9 protein-coding genes are annotated in these 18,034 nt (G+C 75.9%); all 9 read left to right on the top strand.

Annotated elements, in window-relative coordinates; genetic code table 11:
• The first annotated feature begins 297 nt into the window (after positions 1 to 297).
• Positions 298 to 753: a cobalamin B12-binding domain-containing protein gene (locus ACFWIC_RS02290; protein WP_329880713.1), complete on the top strand. Its 456-nt coding sequence runs from the start codon at positions 298 to 300 to the stop codon at positions 751 to 753.
• On the top strand, positions 750 to 2,114 hold the full coding sequence (locus ACFWIC_RS02285) for a methylaspartate mutase (protein WP_380515112.1): 1,365 nt from the start codon (positions 750 to 752) through the stop codon (positions 2,112 to 2,114). The genes ACFWIC_RS02290 and ACFWIC_RS02285 overlap by 4 nt, the downstream gene beginning before the upstream one ends.
• Complete coding sequence (locus ACFWIC_RS02280; protein ID WP_380515109.1) at positions 2,111 to 3,145, top strand: asparagine synthetase A; 1,035 nt, start codon at positions 2,111 to 2,113, stop codon at positions 3,143 to 3,145. Before ACFWIC_RS02285 ends, ACFWIC_RS02280 begins: the two co-directional genes overlap by 4 nt.
• Positions 3,142 to 4,410: a glutamate synthase-related protein gene (locus ACFWIC_RS02275; RefSeq protein ID WP_380360605.1), complete on the top strand. Its 1,269-nt coding sequence runs from the start codon at positions 3,142 to 3,144 to the stop codon at positions 4,408 to 4,410. Before ACFWIC_RS02280 ends, ACFWIC_RS02275 begins: the two co-directional genes overlap by 4 nt.
• Before the next feature lie 206 nt (positions 4,411 to 4,616).
• Positions 4,617 to 9,386: an amino acid adenylation domain-containing protein gene (locus tag ACFWIC_RS02270; protein ID WP_380515106.1), complete on the top strand. Its 4,770-nt coding sequence runs from the start codon at positions 4,617 to 4,619 to the stop codon at positions 9,384 to 9,386.
• Between the two features lie 68 nt (positions 9,387 to 9,454).
• The gene (locus ACFWIC_RS02265; RefSeq protein ID WP_380515103.1) at positions 9,455 to 14,023 is read left to right on the top strand and encodes an amino acid adenylation domain-containing protein; all 4,569 of its coding nucleotides are present in this window, start codon (positions 9,455 to 9,457) and stop codon (positions 14,021 to 14,023) included.
• A 161-nt stretch (positions 14,024 to 14,184) separates the two neighbouring features.
• The gene (locus tag ACFWIC_RS02260; RefSeq protein ID WP_380515100.1) at positions 14,185 to 16,038 is read left to right on the top strand and encodes a non-ribosomal peptide synthetase; all 1,854 of its coding nucleotides are present in this window, start codon (positions 14,185 to 14,187) and stop codon (positions 16,036 to 16,038) included.
• Positions 16,035 to 16,835, top strand: a complete 801-nt coding sequence (locus tag ACFWIC_RS02255) for a thioesterase II family protein (protein WP_380515097.1) — start codon at positions 16,035 to 16,037, stop codon at positions 16,833 to 16,835. Before ACFWIC_RS02260 ends, ACFWIC_RS02255 begins: the two co-directional genes overlap by 4 nt.
• The gene (locus tag ACFWIC_RS02250) at positions 16,829 to 18,013 is read left to right on the top strand and encodes a cytochrome P450 (RefSeq protein ID WP_380360614.1); all 1,185 of its coding nucleotides are present in this window, start codon (positions 16,829 to 16,831) and stop codon (positions 18,011 to 18,013) included. Before ACFWIC_RS02255 ends, ACFWIC_RS02250 begins: the two co-directional genes overlap by 7 nt.
• The last annotated feature ends 21 nt before the right edge of the window (positions 18,014 to 18,034 follow it).

Below are 18,034 nucleotides of genomic sequence, written 5' to 3'. Positions count from 1 at the left end.
CGCCGCCCACCGGCCGGCGCCCACCGGCCGCCGCCCGTGGGACGCCGTCGGGCGCCGGACGCGACGTGCGGCGCGGGGCGATACTGCCCGTCTCTTGCCGGGCGAGCTGCCGGTCCGGAGGGCCGATGCTCCCTAGCGTTCTGTTCACGGCCGGTCGGCCCGGACGGCCCGGTCGGCCGTCCGGCCCGGCGTCGCCGGGGCGAGCCGGCCGAGCCCCTCCCCGGAGGCGCACCGCCCCGGACACCCGCGACCGCCGGCCGGGACCCCCACCACCTACCGACACCAAAGGTTTGCACCGTGGAGCAGCTGAAGCAGCACGGAACGGCCCGGGCCGCCGGCCTGGACGTCGTCGTGACGACCATGGCCTCGGACTCGCACACCTGGAACCTGGTCTTCCTCCAGTTGCTGCTGGAGGAGCTCGGGCACCGGGTCACCAACCTGGGCGCCTGCGTGCCGGACGAGCTGCTGGTCGCCGAGTGCCGCCGCGCCGAACCGGACCTCATCGTCCTGAGCAGCGTCAACGGGCACGGGTTCAACGACGGCATGCGGGTGATCGGCGCCCTGCGGGCCTGCCCGGAGCTGGGCCGCACGCCGACCGTGATCGGCGGCAAGCTCGGCATCGCCGGCTCGGGGGACCCGACCCGGCAACAGGCTCTGCTGGCCGCCGGGTTCGACGGGGTCTTCGAGGAGGGCGGCTCGGTGGCGGAGTTCCGGTCCTACCTCCGGTCGCTGTCGATCGGGGTGCTGCTGTGACCGGCTTCGGCGCCTTCGTGGCCCAGGCCCGGGCGGCCGGCGCCCTGGTGGTCCAGCCGCGGATGGGCATGGCCGACCCGCTGCGGATGCGCGACGGCCTGCTCGCCACCCGGGACGCGGCGGCCGTCACGGTCGGCACCCTCACCCTGGACAGCTACACGCGGACCGGCGACCTCGCCGCCGCCCGGCGCGCCCTCGCCGAGGGGGTCGGCCTGAACGGCTACCCGATCGCCACCCACTCGGCGGACGTCACCCGCGCGGTGCTCCGCGGGGTCGTGGACGCGGGCTTCCCGGTGCAGGTCCGGCACGGTTCGGCGATGCCGGAGCACATCGTGCGGGCCCTGCTGGCGGTCGGTCTGGACGCCACCGAGGGCGGCCCCGTCTCGTACTGCCTGCCCTACAGCCGGACGCCGCTGCACGAGGCGGTGGCCTGTTGGCAGCGCAGCTGCGAACTGCTCGCCTCGATCCGCGAGTTCGGCGCCGAGCCGCATCTGGAGACGTTCGGCGGCTGTCTGATGGGGCAGCTCTGCCCGCCGAGCCTGCTGATCGCGGTGAGCGTGCTGGAGGGGCTGTTCTTCCGGCAGCACGGGCTGCGCAGCATCTCGCTCAGCTACGCCCAGCAGGCCGACCTGCGGCAGGACGAGGAGGCGCTCACGGTGCTCGGCCGGCTCGCCGACGAACTGCTGCCGGACGTCGACCGGCACATCGTCCTCTACGCCTACATGGGCGTCTTCCCGCGCTCGCCGGGCGGTGCCCGGCTGCTGCTGGAGGAGGCGGCCCGGCTGGCGGTGCGGACCGGGGCGGCCCGTCTGATCGTCAAGACCACCGCCGAGGCGCACCGGATCCCGACGGTCGGGGAGAACGTCACCGCGCTGGAGACGGCCGCCGCAGCCGCCGCCGACGAGCGCGCCCGCCTGCGCCCGGCCGCCCCACCGTCGAGCATCGCCGTGCGGGTCGCCGGCCGGGACACCGGGATCGAGGCGGAGGCGCGGGCGCTGATCGGCGCCGTGCTGGAGCTGGACACCGATGTCGGGCGCGCGCTGGTCCGGGCCTTCGCCGCCGGCTACCTGGACGTTCCGTACTGCCTGCACCCCGACAACGCCGGCCGGGCCCGCAGTTCGCTCGGTCCGGACGGCCGGCTGTCCTGGTCGGGTGTGGGATCGATGCCGATCGCCGGCCTGTCGGGCGGACCGCGTCCGCCGATCCTCGGCTCGGCCGAGCTGCTCACCGCGCTCTCCCACGTCCAGCGGACGTACGACGCCCGCGCCGCCGCCGGTGCCGTCGCGCGCTCCGGCGGCACGACCCCCGAAACGCCCCGCACACCCGCCGCACGACGAGAGTTGGGACTCACCTCGCCATGACCGACCACGGGCCATCCACCTCCGCCACCTCCTCCTCCCCCGCCCCCTCCGCGGCCTCCGGGCCGGTCGCCCCCGGGCGGCACCTGACCTCCCCGGCCACCCGCAGCGCGCTCCGGATCCAGTACCAACTCCTGACCGCCGCGCGCGAGTTCCTGAGGGCTCAGGGCTTCACCGAGCTGCTCCCGCCGATCATCGGCCCGGTCACCGACCCGGGCTCGCGCGGCTCGAAGCAGGTCGACATCGACTTCTACGGCCACCGCTACAAGCTGATGACCAGCGCCATCCTCTACAAGCAGGCCTCGCTGCTGGCCTTCGACAAGATCTTCTGCATCGCGCCGAACGTCCGGTTGGAGCCGTTGGAGACCGCCGGGACCGGCCGCCACCTGGCCGAGTTCCACCAGCTGGACGTGGAGGTGGCCGGCGCGAGCCGGGACGACGCCGTCCGGCTCGTCGAGGAGCTGGTGGTGCACATGGTGGGCAGCGCGGTCCGCGAGCTGCCGAAGGACTTCGCCGAACTCGGCCGGGACACCGACGCGTTCACGGAACTGCTGAAGGGCTCGTTCGGCCGGATGCGGCACGCCGGGGCGGTGGCCGAACTCCAGGAGCTCGGCCACCCGCAGAGCCCGGACGCCGAACTCGACTGGGCCGGCGAGGCGTTGCTCTCCTCCCGGCGCGACCGGCCGTTCTTCGTCACCGACTACCCGAAGGGCTCCCGCGGCTTCTACGACCGCGAGAGCCCGGACGACCCCGGTCTGCTGCGGAACTTCGACCTGATCGCGGCCGAGGGCTACGGCGAGCTGTGCAGCGGCAGCCAGCGCACCAACGACTACGCGGAGATCGTCACCCGGATGCGGGAGACCGGCGAGAACCCGCAGAAGTACCGCTGGTACCTGGACCTGGTCCGCGAAGGCGTGCCCGGCAGCGCCGGGTTCGGCATCGGCGTCGAGCGGCTGACCCGCTACGTCGCCGGGCTGGACGAGGTCTGGCAGGCCAGCGCCTTCCCGAAGATCGCCGGGGTGGTGTCCCCGTGAGCGACCTCTCCGCGCCCGGCTTCCCGGAGGAGGAGGTCCGGCAGCGCGCCCGCTCGGGCGCGGCGGCGGCGTTCCCCCCGCCCGGCGAGTACGGCCGGGTCCTGTTCGGCGCCGAGCGCGACGACGGGCGGCGGGATCCGCGGGACCCGCTGGACGCGCTGCGCCTCGTCCCGCCCGTCTTCATGCCGCAGCGGTTGGCCAAGCTGATCGACCTGGGGCGTGAGCCCGACTACCGGGACGTCGAACTCGCCACTCCCGTCGGCGGGTTCACCTCCGCCCTGCCGGTCTACGTGTCCGCCCTCGGGTCCACCCGGGCGGCCGGCGGGGACCTCGGTCTCGCGCTCAGCCGGCAGGCCGGGGCGCTGGGCCTGCCGATGGTGATCGGGGAGAACGTCGTCCCGGTGAACGGCTACGGCCGGCTCGGCGAGGCGGCCGACCGGGCGTTGCTCGGCCGGTTGCGCGCCTACGCCGGGGAGCTTCCGGACGGGCTCGGCGGCGTCGCCGTCCAGCAGTCCACCGAGGACGCCGACGCCGAGGTGTGGAACCTCGTCTACAGCGACCCGGCGGCCCTTCCGCTGCTCGAATCCGGGCGCCTGGCCTTCGAGTTGAAGGTCGGACAGGGAGCCAAGCCGGGCCTGGGCGGGATGACCGTGCTGGACGCCGGGGCGGCCGAACGGCTCGGTGACCGGTACGGGCTGGACCGGGTGTTCGGTGACGGGCGGGTGCTGAGGTCCAGCACGCCCGGCACCTTCACCGCGGAGATCCTGCGCCAGCAGGTCCGGCTGATGCGCAACAACTTCCCCCGGGCCCGGGTCTGGGTGAAGCTGCACCCCGGCCGGGACGTCGCCGAGGCGGCCCGGGTGGCGGCCGGGGCGGGGGCCGACGCCGTCACGGTGGACGGCGCCGAGGGTGGGACGGGTTGGGCGCCCGGGGTGTTCCCCGCGCAGGTCGGCCTGCCGCTGGCGGAGTGCCTGCGCCGGCTGGCGGTGGCCGGGCCGCCGCCCTGCCTGCTGGTGTCCGGGCGGATCTGGGAGGGCGGCCGGGCGGTCAGGAGCCTGGCGCTCGGTGCCCGCGCGGTGGGGCTGGGCCGGGCGGCGCTGCTCGCCACCGCCGAGGACCCGGAGGCCGGGCTGGTCCGGTTCGCGGACTGCCTCGCCCTCGAACTCCGGCTGCTGATCAGCGCACTCGGGAAGTACACGCCGGCCGCGCTGGACGGCGACGACGTGTGGTCCGCGGAATTCCCCGGAATGTCCGCGGCAGGTTAGGAGAGCGGTAGTTCCCGGCAGCCCGCCGACGCGCCCCCGTGCGTGTCGACGGGCTGCCTTCGTTTCTCAACAGGCATGCTGCAAGCGGCAGTTGAAACTGCCGATGCACTTCCGCGCATTCTGCCGATCGGCCCGGAAAAGCCGTCCTAAGGTCGGTACCACTACCGGCAGCGTCGCAAATTCACTCGCTAATTCATCGGGGTTGGATGATGGAATCTCGCGGTTTCCCCTTCACGTCCGTCGCACGCCGGTCCCCGGACCGGCCGGCCGTACGGCTCGGCGGCCGGACGGTCGGCTACCGGGAACTGGACGAGCTGAGCGGCTCCCTCGCCGCCCGGATCGCCCCCGGCCGGACGGTGGCCGTCACCGGCCGGGACCGGCTCGACCACGTGGTCGGCCTGCTCGCCGCGCTCCGGGCCGGTGCCACCTACCTGCCGCTGGACCGGGACGCCCCCGAGGAACGCAACCGCTGGATCCGCGAGGACGCCGGCGCCACCCTGGCCTACACCGACGGGGAGCTCGTCGACCTCGGCCCGGCGGCGTCCGGCGGCTCGCCCGGCAGCACGGGCGTCCCGGGAGCGGACGCGTCGGCCACCGCCGGGTACCTCGTCTACACCTCCGGCACCACCGGCCGCCCCAAGGGCGTGCACGTCCCGCTCGCCGCGCTGACCGGCCACCTGGCCGCCGCGGTCGGACGGTTCGGCCTCACGGCGGACGACGTGGTGCTGCACTTCGCCCGCCCGACCGTGGACGTGGCGGTGGAGCAGGTGCTCGCCGCCCTCACGGCCGGCGCCTGCGTCGTCGTCCCCGAACAGCAGCTGGTGGCACCCGCCGCGCTGCTCGACCTGCTGGACGACGAGGGCGTGACCGTGGCCAACCTGGCCGCCGGCTACTTCCAGGACGTGGTGGCCGCCCTCCGTGAGCGCGGCCGGGCGCCGCGCACCCTGCGCCTGATGATCTCCGGCAGCGACCGGCTCTACCCGGACACCGCCGCCGGCTGGTGGGCCGCCACCGGCGTGCCGCTGCTGAACGCCTACGGGCCGACCGAGACGGTGATCACGGCCACCGTCCACGCGTCGGCGGGTCCGGCCGCCGGAGTCGGCGACGTGGTGCCGATCGGCGGCCCGCTCGGCGACCGGCGGGCGTACGTGCTGGACGACCGGTTGCGGCCGGTGCTGCCCGGTGCGGCCGGCGAACTGTACCTGGGCGGGCCGCTGCTGGCCTCCGGCTACCACGGCCGCCCCGGCCTGACGGCGGGCCGGTTCGTCGCCGACCCGTTCGCGCCGGAGCCGGGCGCCCGGATGTACCGGACCGGCGACGTCGTCCGGCGGGCGGCGGAGCCCGGCCCGGCGGACGGCACCGGGGCGACGGACGGCACCGGGGCGGAGGCGCCGCTGGAGTTCGTCGGCCGCGCCGACCACCAGGTGAAGATCCGCGGCTTCCGCGTCGAACCGGGCGAGATCGAGCAGGTGCTGGCCACCCACCCGGGCGTCGCGGGAGCCGTCGTGGTGGCGTACGAGGGCCGGCTGGCCGCCTACACCACCGGGACCGCCCCCGACTACGCCGAGGTGCGGGCCTTCCTGGCCGAGCGGTTGCCCGAGCACATGGTCCCGGCCACCGTCACCCCGCTGGAGGCGTTCCCGCTGACCGCCGGCGGCAAGGTGGACCGGGCGGCGCTGCCCGAGCCGCAGACCGCGCCCGCCGCCCCGGCCGCCGGCCGGCGCCCGCCGCGCACCCCGGCCGAGCAGCTGATCGCCGCCGTCTGGGCGGACGTGCTCGGGGTGCCCGAGGTCGGCGCCGACGACAACTTCTTCCACCTGGGCGGGGATTCGCTCACCGCCGTGCGGGTGGTCGGCCGGGTCTTCGACGTCTTCGGCATGATCTCGCCGTACACCATCTTCGACGCGCCGACCCTCGCGGAGTTCGCCGCCGCCGTCACCGCCTCGGCGGGCGGCGGGCGCCCGGTCCTGTCCGGGGCGGGGGCCTGCGAGGCGCCGCTCTCCAAGTTCCAGCGCGGCCTCTGGTTCCTCGACCAGTGGAACCCGGGCGCGCCGACCTACGTCGTGCCGTGGGTGTTCCGCTTCGCCGGCCCGGTCGACCCGGAGCTGCTCCGGCGGGCGCTGGCCGGCGTGGTGGACCGCCACGAGGCCCTGCGGACCACCTTCACGTTCGGCGAGGACGGCCCCCGGCAGGTGGTCCACCCGTCGGTGGAACTGCCGTTCACCGTCGTGGACGCCGGTCCCGAGCAGGTGGGCGAGCTGCTCGCCGGGGCCGCGCTGGTCCCGTTCGACCTGGAGACCGGGCCGCTGGTCCGCGCCCACCTCTACCGGTCCGGCGCCGCGTCCACCCTGCTGCTGCTCTGCCACCACATCGTCTGGGACGAGGGCTCGCTGCCCGTCCTGGAGTCCGAACTCGCCGAACTCTACGAGGCCCTGGCGGCCGGCCGCCCCGCCGTCCTGCCCGAACTGCCGGTGCAGTACGCCGACTACAGCGCCTGGCAGTACGAGGACGCCACCGCCGGCAGCCGCCTCGACTACTGGCGCGAGCACCTGCGGGACTCGCCGACCGAGCCCGTGCTGCCCGCCGACCGCCCCCGGCCGGAGGTGCAGGCGTTCCGCGGCGCCTTCCACCGGTTCGCCATGCCGCGGCCGGTCGCCGAGGCCGTCCGGGCCCTGGCCCGCAGCGAGGACGCCACGCCGTTCATGGTGCTGCTCGCCGGTCTGGCGCTCACCCTGCACCGGCGCACCGGGCAGCGCGACCTGGTGCTCGGATCCCCGGTGAGTCTCCGCGGCCGGGCCGAACTCGACGCCCTGATCGGCTACTTCGTCAACCTGCTGCCGCTGCGCGTGCGGCTCGACGAGGCAGGGGACTTCCGCGAACTGGTCCGGCACGTCCGCGAGGTGGCGATCGCCGGCTACCGCCACCAGGAGACGCCGTTCGACGACATCGCCGGCGCCGTCCTGGAGGACCGGCCGGACGACCGCACCGAGGACCGCAACCCGCTCTGCCAGGTGCTGCTGGAGCTGCACCCGCTGGACTCCCGGCCGCTGGTGATCGGCGGCACCGAGGTCACCCGCGAACTCCACTCCAACCCGGTCTCCCGCTTCGACCTGTCGATCTCCGTCGACGACCGGGGCACCGACTTCACCGGCCGCTTCGAGTACGACTCCGACCTGTTCGACGAAGCGACCATGGCGGAGCTCTGCGACGCCTGGCTCGGCACCCTGGCCGCCGCCGTCGAGGCGCCCGTGCACGCCCTGTTCGAGGCCCGGGCCGCCCGGGACCCGCGCTCCACGGCCCTGATCTCCGGCGAACAGCTCCTCGGGTACGGCGAGTTGAACACCCGGGCGAACCGCCTGGCCCACCACCTGACCGCGCAGGGGATCGGCCGCGGCGACACCGTCGCCGTCCTGGTCGAACGCGGACCGGACCTGGTGACCGCCCTGCTCGCCGCGCTCAAGGCCGGCGCCGCCTACACCCTGCTCGACCCGGACTTCCCGGCCGAGCGGCTGGCCGGCGCGGTCGCCGACAGCGCCGCCGCCCTGCTGGTCACCCACCGGCACGCCCAGCCGCCGTTCCCCGTCGCCCGTCACCTCGACCTCGACGCCGAGGCCGCCGCCGTCGCGGCCCGCCCCGGCCACGACCCGGGCCTGCCGGTCACCGGCGCCGACCTCGCCTGCGTGATGTTCACCTCCGGCTCCACCGGCCGCCCCAAGGGTGTCGCCGTCCCGCACCGCGCCCTCACCACCACCTACCTGGGCCAGGACTACGCCCGGTTCGGCCCCGGCGAGGTCTGGCTCCAGTGCTCCCCGGTCTCCTGGGACGCCTTCGCCCTGGAGCTGTACGGCGCGCTGGCGTTCGGCGGCGCCTGCGTCCTCCAGCCGGGCCGGCGGCCCGACCCGCAGGCGATCGCGGAGCTGACCCGCCGGCACGGCGTCACCCAGCTCCAGCTCTCCGCCAGCCTGTTCAACTTCCTGCTGGAGGAGATGCCGGAGACCTACGACGACCTCAAGGTGGCCTTCACGGCCGGCGAGCGGGCCTCCGTCACGCACGTCGGCAAGGCACTGGAGCGGTACCCGCACCTCGTCGTGGCCAACGGCTACGGCCCGGTCGAGAGCCTCGGCCTGACCACCTGCCACCGCGCCACCGCCGCCGACGCCGCCGGCACCTCCGTCCCGATCGGCCGCCCGCTGCACGGCAAGGCCGTCCACGTCCTCGACGACCGGCTGAACCCCGTCCCGCCCGGCACCACCGGCGAGCTGTACGCGGCGGGCGGCGGCCTGGCCCACGGGTACGTCGGCCGGCCCGGGCTGACCGCCGAACGCTTCGTCGCCTCCCCGTTCGGGGCGCCCGGCGAGCGGCTCTACCGCACCGGGGACCTCGGCCTGGTGAACGCGGACGGCCTGCTGGAGATCACCGGCCGGATCGACGACCAGGTGAAGATCCGCGGCTTCCGCGTCGAACCCGGCGAGATCGAGGACGCCCTCACCCGCCATCCGGCCGTCCACGAGGCCGCCGTCACCGTCCACGAACCCGCGCCGGGCGACCGGCGGCTCGCCGCCTACGTCACCGCGGGCAGCACCGCGCCCGACCCGGACGCGCTGCTCGACCACCTGGCGGCGCTGCTCCCCGAGCACATGGTGCCCGCCACCCTGGACGTCCTCGACGCCCTGCCGCTCAACCCCAACGGCAAGGTCGACCGGCGCGCCCTGCCGGCCCCCGCCGCGCGCCTCGCGGACGCCCCGGCCGATCCGCTCACCCCGGACCAGCGGCTCGTCGCGGACGCCGTCCGGGCCGTCCTGGAGCTCGCCGACGACCTCGGGCCGGACGCCAACTTCTTCCGGATCGGCGGCAACTCGCTGGCCGCGGTCCGGGTCGCCATGAGGCTGTCGCAGGACACCGGGACCAGGGTGCCGCCGCACGTGGTGTTCCGCGGCCGGACCGTGGGTGCCATCGCCGAACGGCTGGCCTCGTGACGACGACCCGCCCGACGACCCGCCCCACCGACCGCCCGACCGCCCTCCCCACCGAAGGGAACGAGGCCGTGAGCCCGTCCGACGCCCCGCCGGCCGCCGCGCCGGCCGCCCCTCCCGGTGCCGCCCCGGAGACCCTGCCCGACGGCGTGGTCCGCACCGCGCCCGCGTCCGGTCTGCAGCGCGGCCTCTGGTTCCTCGACCGCTGGAACCCGCAGGCCGCCACCTACACCACCCCCTGGACGTACGACGTCACCGGCCCGCTCGACCTCGCGCTGCTGCGGCGGGCGCTGGACGGGGTGTCGGCCCGGCACGAGGCGCTGCGCACCACCTTCGCGCTGCACCCCGACGGCCCCCGCCAGCACGTCCACCGCACCCTGGCCGTCCCGCTCGCCGTCACCGACCTTCGCGGGCTCCCCGAGGGTGAACGGGCCGACCGCGCCGCCCGGTTGGTCACCGACCGGGCCGCCGAGCCCTTCGACCTGGCCGCCGGCCCGCTGCTGCGCGCCGAGGCGATCCGGCTCGCCGACGACCGCACCACGCTCCTGTTCGTCGTCCACCACATCGTCTGGGACGGCTGGTCCGCCGACGTCTTCGAGCGTGAACTCGTCGAGCTGTACGGCGCGTCGGGTGAGCGGCGGGCAGCCGCGCTGCCCGAGCTCGCCACCCAGTACGCCGACTACGCGCTGGAGGAGCAGGACACCCCCTACGAGGAGCACCTCGCCTACTGGAAGGACCGCCTCGACGGTGCCCCCACCCTGCTGGAGCTCCCCGCCGACCGGCCCCGGCCGGCCGAGCGGAGCCGGCGCGGGCGCACCGAGCCGTTCGAGCTGCCGGCGGGGAGCGCGGCCCGGGTCCGGGAGCTCGCCGAGCAGGAGGGCGTGACGCCGTTCACCGTCCAGCTGGCCGCCTTCGCCCTGCTGATCGGCCGCTGGACCGGCGCCGACGACCTGCTCGTCGGCACCCCCGTCACCACCCGCAACCGGCCCGAACTCGCCGACCTGCTGGGATACTTCGTCAACCTGCTGCCGTTGCGGATCCGGCTCGCCCCCGGTGCGACGTTCCGCGGCCTGCTGGCCGACGTCCAGGACGGCGCCTTCGACGCCTACGGCTACCTCGACGTGCCGTTCGACCGGCTGGTCGACCTGCTCGGCACCGACCGCAGCCCGCAGCACCCGCCGCTGGTCCAGGTGGTGTTCGGCGCCCACGGCGAGGACCGCACACCGCTCGTCCTCGGCGCCGCCACCGCCGAACGCACCGTCCGCTCCAACGGCACCAGCAAGTTCGACCTCACCTGGTCCGTCTTCGAGGACACCTCCGGATCCCGGGGCGGCGCGGAGCAGGACCCGGCCGCGCAGGACCCGGCCGCGCCGGGCGGCCCGGGCGCCGGCGGCGAGCTGCGCGGCGAGGCCGAGTACAGCAGCGACCTCTTCGACCCGGCGACCGTGCGCCGCCTCGCCGCCGACTACGCCGAGCTGCTGGACGCCGCGCTCACCGACCCGGACGCCACCGTGCGCCGGCTCACCTCCGCCGGGCCGTCGCACCGCCCGGCCGTACTCGACCGGGGCCACTGCCTGCACCACCTCTTCGAACAGGCCGCCGACGCGTACGGCGACCGGCCCGCCGTCAGCGGCCCGGACGGCACCCTCGGGTACGCCGAACTCGACCGCCGCGCCAACCGGTTGGCCCACACCCTGATCGCCCGCGGGGTGCGCCCCGGCGACCGGGTCGGCCTGCTGCTGGAGCGCACCGCCGCCGTCCCCGTCGCGATCCTCGCCGTCCTCAAGACCGGCGCCGCCTACGTGCCGGTCGACCTCGCCGCCCCCGCCGACCGGGCCGCCCTGGTCTTCGGCGACACCGCCGTCACCGCGGTCGTCACGGACCGGCCCGACCGCGCCCCCACCGGCCCCTGGCAGACCCTCGACCTCACCGCAGGCGCCGGTGAGATCGCCGCCCACCCGGCGAGCCGCCCCCCGGCGGTCGGCCGCCCCGGCGACCTCGCCTACCTCATCTTCACCTCCGGCTCCACCGGCCGCCCCAAGGGCGTGGCCGTCGCCCACGAGCACGTCAGCCGCCTCCTGGCCTCCGGCCGGCCGCACTTCGGCTTCGGCCCGGACTCCGTCTGGACCCTCTTCCACAGCTACGCCTTCGACTGGACGGTCTGGGAGCTGTGGGGCGCGCTCCTGCACGGCGCCCGCCTGGTCGTCGTCCCCTACCTGACCAGCCGCTCGCCCGACGAGTTCGTCGGACTCCTCGACGAGGAGCGGGTCACCCACCTCTGCCTCACCCCGTCGGCGCTCCGCCAGCTCGAACCGGCCCTGCGCCGCCACCCCCGCGCCCTGCCCGCGCTGCGCTGGATCATGCTCGGCGGCGAGGCCCTCGACCCCGGCGTCGTCCAGCGCTGGCACGACCTCGACCCGCTGCCGCCCGCCCGGCTCTGCAACCTCTACGGCATCACCGAGACCACCGTCCACGTCACCACCCACGACGTCGCCGACGGCGGCGCGGGCTTCGGGCGGAGCCTGATCGGCGAGCCCATGCCGCACCTCACCGCGCTCGTGCTGGACGACTGGCTGCGCCCGTGCCCGGCCGGCGTCCCCGGCGAGCTGTACATCGGCGGCGGCAGCCTCGCCCACGGCTACTGGGGCCGGCCCGGCCTCACCGCGGGCCGCTTCGTCGCCGACCCGTACGGCCCGCCCGGCGCCCGGCTCTACCGGACCGGCGACGTGGCGAGGCGCCTGGCGGACGGCGGACTGGAGTACGTCGGCCGGGCGGACTTCCAGGTCAAGCTGCGCGGCTTCCGGATCGAGCTCGGCGAGATCGAGAACGCCGTCGCCGCCCACCCCGACGTCGACGCCTGCGTGGTCACCGTGCACGACGACCGCCTCGCCGCGTACGTCACCGGGCGCGAACCGGGCGACCTGCGCGGGTTCCTCGGCCGGTCGCTGCCCGCGTACATGATCCCGGCGAGCGTCACCCTGCTGGACGCGCTGCCGCTCACCGTCAACGGCAAGGTCGACCGGGCCGCGCTGCCCGCCCCGGGCCGCCCCTCGCCCGTCGCGGCCGGGCGGCACGTCGAACCGCGCACCCCGGAGGAGGAGCTGTTCGCCGGCGTCTGGACGGAGGTGCTCGGTGTCCCCGGGATCGGCGTGCACGACGACTTCTTCCACCTCGGCGGCGACTCGATCCGGGCCGTCCAGCTGGCCGGCGCCCTGCACGACCGGGGCTGGCAGGTCGGCCTGCGCGACGTCTTCAACGCCCCCACCGTCGCCGCCCTGCTGCCGCTGGCCCGCCCGGCGGCGGCCGACCCCGGCGCGCACCGGCCGTTCGCGCTCGTCACCGAGGAGGACCGGGCCGAGCTGCCGTCCGACGTGGTCGACGCCTACCCGATGGTCTCCATGCAGCTCTCGATGGTCTTCCACATGGAGGTCGCCGGCGGCACCGACAGCTACCACAACGTCAACTCCTACCGGATCGGCGGCGACCTCGACGAGACCGCCTTCCGCCGCTCCGTCGACGAGGCGATGGCCCGGCACGCCGTGCTCAGGACCGGGCTCGACATCTCCGGCTACGGCGAACCGCTCCAGCTCGTGCACGGGATCCTGCCCGCCCCCGTCTCCTTCACGGACCTGCGCGGTGCGACCGGGGAGGAGCAGGACGCGGCGGTCCGGTCCGTCTTCGACGAGCACCGCGAGCGGCCGTTCGACCTCGCGACCCCGCCGCTCTTCCGGATCACGGTGCAGCGGCTGGCGGACGACGCCTTCCAGCTCACGATCTCCGAACACCACGCGATCCTCGACGGCTGGAGCTTCACCTCCCTGCTCGCCGAACTCCTCGAACGGCACGCCGCGCTGGCCGCCGACCCGGTCTCCGCGCCCACCCCGCCGCCCCGCACCGCCTTCCGCGACTTCGTCGCCGTCGAACGCGCGGCGGCCGGTGACCGGGAGTCCCTGGCGTACTGGCACGAGCGGCTCGACGGCGCCACCGGCCAGCTCTGGCCCGGCAGCGAGGACGTCCACGAGCTGCCGCGCACCGTCGAACGGGTCCTCCCGGACGCTCCCGGCCAGCTGAGGCGGGCCGCCGACGCGCTCGGCGTCCCGGTCAAGTCGGTCGCCCTCGCCGCCCACCTGCACGCCCTCGCCCGGATCACCGGCCGGGAACGGGTCACCACCGGGCTGGCGATGAACGGCCGCCTGGAGCGGCTCGGCGGCACCGAGGTGTACGGGCTCTTCCTCAACACGGTGCCGCTGGTCGCCGAACCGGGGGAGGACCTGGCCGAGCTGGTCCGCCACGTGCACCGGGAGGAGCTGGACATGATGCCGCACCGCCGGGTGCCGTTCGCCCGGCTGGCCCGCATGATGGCCGACACCGCGCTCGACAGCCAGTTCGGCTACCTGCGGTTCCACGCCCTGGGACGGCTCGGCCCGGCCCGGATCGAGGACGGCCGGATCGGCTCGGAACCCACCCTGCGGCACGAGCCCAACAGCTTCGCGTTCGGCGCCTCGCTGATCCAGGACCCGGTCTCGGACCGCGTCCTGCTCGCCGTGGACCACCAGCGCGCGCTGGTCGACGACGCCACCGCGGAGGAGTTCATCGACGCCTACGCCGCGGCCCTGGCCCGGCTGGCCCCGCCCGTCTGACGCCCGCCTCGCGTACCCGCCCCGCGTACCCGCCCCGCGCACCCGCCCCGCCTACCCGCCCCGCGCACCCGCCTTCGCCGCGCGCTGCCGCCGCTCCCGCGCGCCCGCCTGCGCGCCCCACCCGACGTGATCTGCCCGACCTGACCGAGGAGTGCCCCCGCATGACCACCTTCGCCGAGCCGGCCGCCCCCACCGAGCCCGCCCCCGCCGCTGCCCCCGCTGCCGCCCCCGCCGCCGTCGACCTGCTGACCCGGCTGCGCGCCGCGGTCGCCGCCCACCCCGGCCGGCCCGCCGTGCACGGCGTCGACGGCAGCCTCGACTTCGCCGCCCTGGACCGCCGCACCGCCGCCCTGGCCCGCGCCCTCCGGGCACACGGCGTCCGGCGCGGCGACCGGGTCGGCATCCACCTCGCCCGGACCGCCGACCTGCCGGTCGCGCTGCTCGCCACCTGGCGGGCCGGCGCCGCGTACGTCCCACTGGACCCGGCCTACCCGGCCGAGCGGATCTCCTTCATGGCCGCCGACGCCCGCCTCGCCGCCGTGGTCAGCACCGACACCGCGCCGCCGGTCCCGGCCGGCGTCCCGGTGCTCCGCCCCGACACCGAAGCGCCGTCCGCCGACGGACCGGAGGGCGACGCGCCGTTCGCCGACTTCACCCCGCACCCGGCCGACTCCGCCTACGTCATCTACACCTCCGGCTCCACCGGCCGCCCCAAGGGGGTCGAGGTGACCCACGGCGGCGTCGCCCACCTCGCCGACGCCCTGGCGCAGCGCGGCGCCCACCGCCCCGAGCCGGCCGTGGTCGGCTGGAACGCCAGCGTCTCCTTCGACGCCTCCGTCCCCCAGTGGACCCGGCTCTGCCGCGGCGACACCCTGGTGGTGATCGACGACGCCCGGCGCGCCGACCCGCTCCGGCTCGCCGCGCTCCTCGCCGAGTACGGCGTCACCGACCTCGACCTGACCCCCTCGCACTGGCAGCTGCTCCGCGAGCCGCTGGCAGGCGCCCGGGTGCCGCGCCTGTTCATGGGCGGCGAGCCGGTGCCCGGGCGCACCTGGCGCGAGCTGGCCGACGGCGGCATCGAGGCGCTCAACCTGTACGGGCCCACCGAGTGCACCGTCGAGGCGGTCACCACCTGGATCACCGGCCCCGGCCCGCACCTGGGCGAGCCGCTGCCCGGCGTCCGCACCTACCTGCTGGACGACCGGCTCGCCCCGGTCACCGACGCCGGCGCCGTCGGCGAGCTGTACCTGGCCGGGCCGGGCGTGGCACACGGCTACCCGGGCCACCCCGGCCTGACGGCGGGCCGGTTCGTCGCCGACCCGTTCACGACGGAGCCGGGCGCCCGGATGTACCGGACCGGCGACCAGGCCCGGCGCAGCGCCGAAGGGCTGCTGGAGTACGTCGGCCGGGTCGACCGGCAGGTCAAGCTGCGCGGCTTCCGGGTCGAGCTGGGCGAGGTCGAGCACGCCCTGGCCGCCCTGGACGGGGTCACGGCGGCCGCGGCCACCGTGTACGAGGCCGCCCCCGGGGACGTCCGGCTGGCCGGCTACGTCACGGGCGGGGCCCGCCCCGCCGAGCTGCTCGCCGAACTGCGCCGCACCGTGCCTGCCCACCTGGTGCCGGCCACCGTGACCGTGCTGGCCGCGCTGCCGCTCACCCCCAACGGCAAGGTCGACCACCGCGCCCTGCCCGCGCCGTCGGCGGACACCGCCGGGAGCGCCGCGGCCGACGGGCCCGGGGGAGTGGACGAGCTGGTCGCCGAGGTCTGGCGCACCGTGCTCGGCGTCCCCTCCGTCGAGCCCACCGACGACTTCCTCTCGCTCGGCGGCCACTCGCTCGCCGCCCTGCGCGTCGTCCACCTGCTGCGCCGCAAGCTCGACGTCGAGCTCCAGCTCCGGCACCTGCTGGACGCCGACGACCTCGCCGGGTTCACCGCCGCCGTCCGCCGCGCCACCGAGGCGGGCCCGGCCGCCCCGCGCCCCGCGCTCACCGCCCGCCGGGAGGCCGTCCGATGAGCATCGCCGTCCGGCCGACCGCCCGCCCGCGGATCGAGGGCGACTGGCTCCTCGTCCCCGCGCCCCAGCCCCACCGCCCGTTCCGGCTGTTCTGCTTCCCGCACGCCGGCGGCGACGCCACCGCCTACACCCCGCTGGCCCGGGCGCTCGCCCCGGCCGCGGAGGTCTGGGCGCTGCGCCCGCCGGCCCGCGGCGGGCGCAGCCGGCACCCGATGCCGCCCGACTTCGACGCCCTGGTGGCGGCCGTGACCGGGGCGATCGCCCCGCACCTGGACGGTGGCCGGTTCGGCTTCTACGGGCAGAGCTTCGGCGCCCTGCTCGCCTACGAGGTCGCCCGCGCGCTGCCCGCCGACCGCCGCCCCGAGCTGGTGGTGGCCGCCGCCGCGCCCAGCCCCGCCGCGTGGACCGAGCGGGAGTCCCGGGACCTCGACGCGTCCGAGCTGCTGCGGCTCACCGGCCTGGAGGAGGTCGTCCGGGCCGAGCCCGAACTCGTCGACCTGGCGCTCGCCGGCATCCGCACCGACCTCGCGGTCAGCGCCACCTACCGGTACCGCCCGCACGCGCCGATCGGCTCCGCGCTGTACGCGGTGGCCGGCGCCGACGACCCGATGCTCGGCGCCACCGACCTCACCGGCTGGGCCGCGCACACCCGCGGCGACTTCGGCCACCACGTCGTCCCCGGCGGGCACCTCCTGGCCACCGTCGACCGCCCCGGTCCGGTCGGCCTCCTGACCACCCTCCTGGCGGGCCGCCAGACCTCCGTCCCCGCGCACGACACCAGGGAGCAGCAATGGTGACCACCACCGCCGTCGACCTCACCGACCCGGCCCTCTGGGCCCGCCCCGACACCCCGGCCCTGGTCGACGAGCTGCGCCGCGAGGCGCCCGTCCACCGCACCGACACTATGGACGACGGTCCGGTCTGGTCGGTGATGACCTACCGCGAGTCGGCGGACGTGCTGCGCAACGCGGCCGTGTTCAGTTCGGAGTCCGGCTCGCTGCTGGGCTCGGGCGAGGGCAAGGTGCCGGTCGGCTCCGGCCGGATGATGGCCCTCACCGACCCGCCCCGGCACCGTGAACTGCGGGCTCCGGCGAACCCGTTCTTCTCCAAGGGCGGGGTGCGCGGGGCTTCCCGGTCGATCGCCGAGCGGGCCGGGGAGCTCTTCGACCGGGCCGTGGAGCAGGGCGAGGCCGACCTCGTCGACGTGGTCTCGGCGCTGCCGCTCGCCGTCATGTGCGATCTGCTGGACGTCCCCGAGCAGGACCGCGACATGATGGTCCGGGTCTGCGACGTGGCCTTCCTCGGCAGCACGCCGGAGGAACGCCGCGCCGGGCACCAGCAGTTGATCCCGTACCTGATGCACCAGGTGATGCTGCGCCGCACCGACCCGCGGGACGACCTGATCTCCATGATGGCCACCTACAAGGTCGGCGGGCGGCTGATGCCGATCGAGGACGTGGTGCTCAACCTGGACAACATCGTGGTCGGCGGCGTCCAGACGGTCCGGCACACCGCGGCGATGGGCCTGCACACCCTGGTCCAGCGGCCCGACCTGTGGCGGCGGTTGCAGCAGGGCGAGGTGTCGATGGACTCGGCCGTGGACGAGCTGCTGCGGTGGACCTCGGTCGGCCTGCACACGCTGCGCACCGCGACCCGGGACGTCGAGCTGGCCGGGCGGCAGATCCGGCGCGGCGACCGGGTGGCGGTCTGGGTCTGGTCCGCCAACCGGGACCCGGAGGCCTTCGACCGGCCCGAGGAGGTCCGGCTGGACCGTTCGCCCAACAAGCACCTCGCGCTGGGCCTGGGGGCCCACTACTGCATCGGTGCGCCGCTGGCCAAGGCCGAGCTGGGCGCGCTGTTCTCGGCGGCGCTGGAGAAGGCCGCGGCGATCGAGCCGGCGGGGCCGGTCCAGTACAACCGGTCGATCATCAACTTCGGGCTGGACCACCTCCCGGTCCGCCTCACCCCGCGCTGACCGGCCCCCGCCCCGGCCCCC

The sequence above is a fragment of the Kitasatospora sp. NPDC127035 genome (genome assembly GCF_042726075.1).
GTDB lineage: Bacteria > Actinomycetota > Actinomycetes > Streptomycetales > Streptomycetaceae > Kitasatospora.
This window is presented reverse-complemented; position numbering and strand designations above follow the sequence as displayed.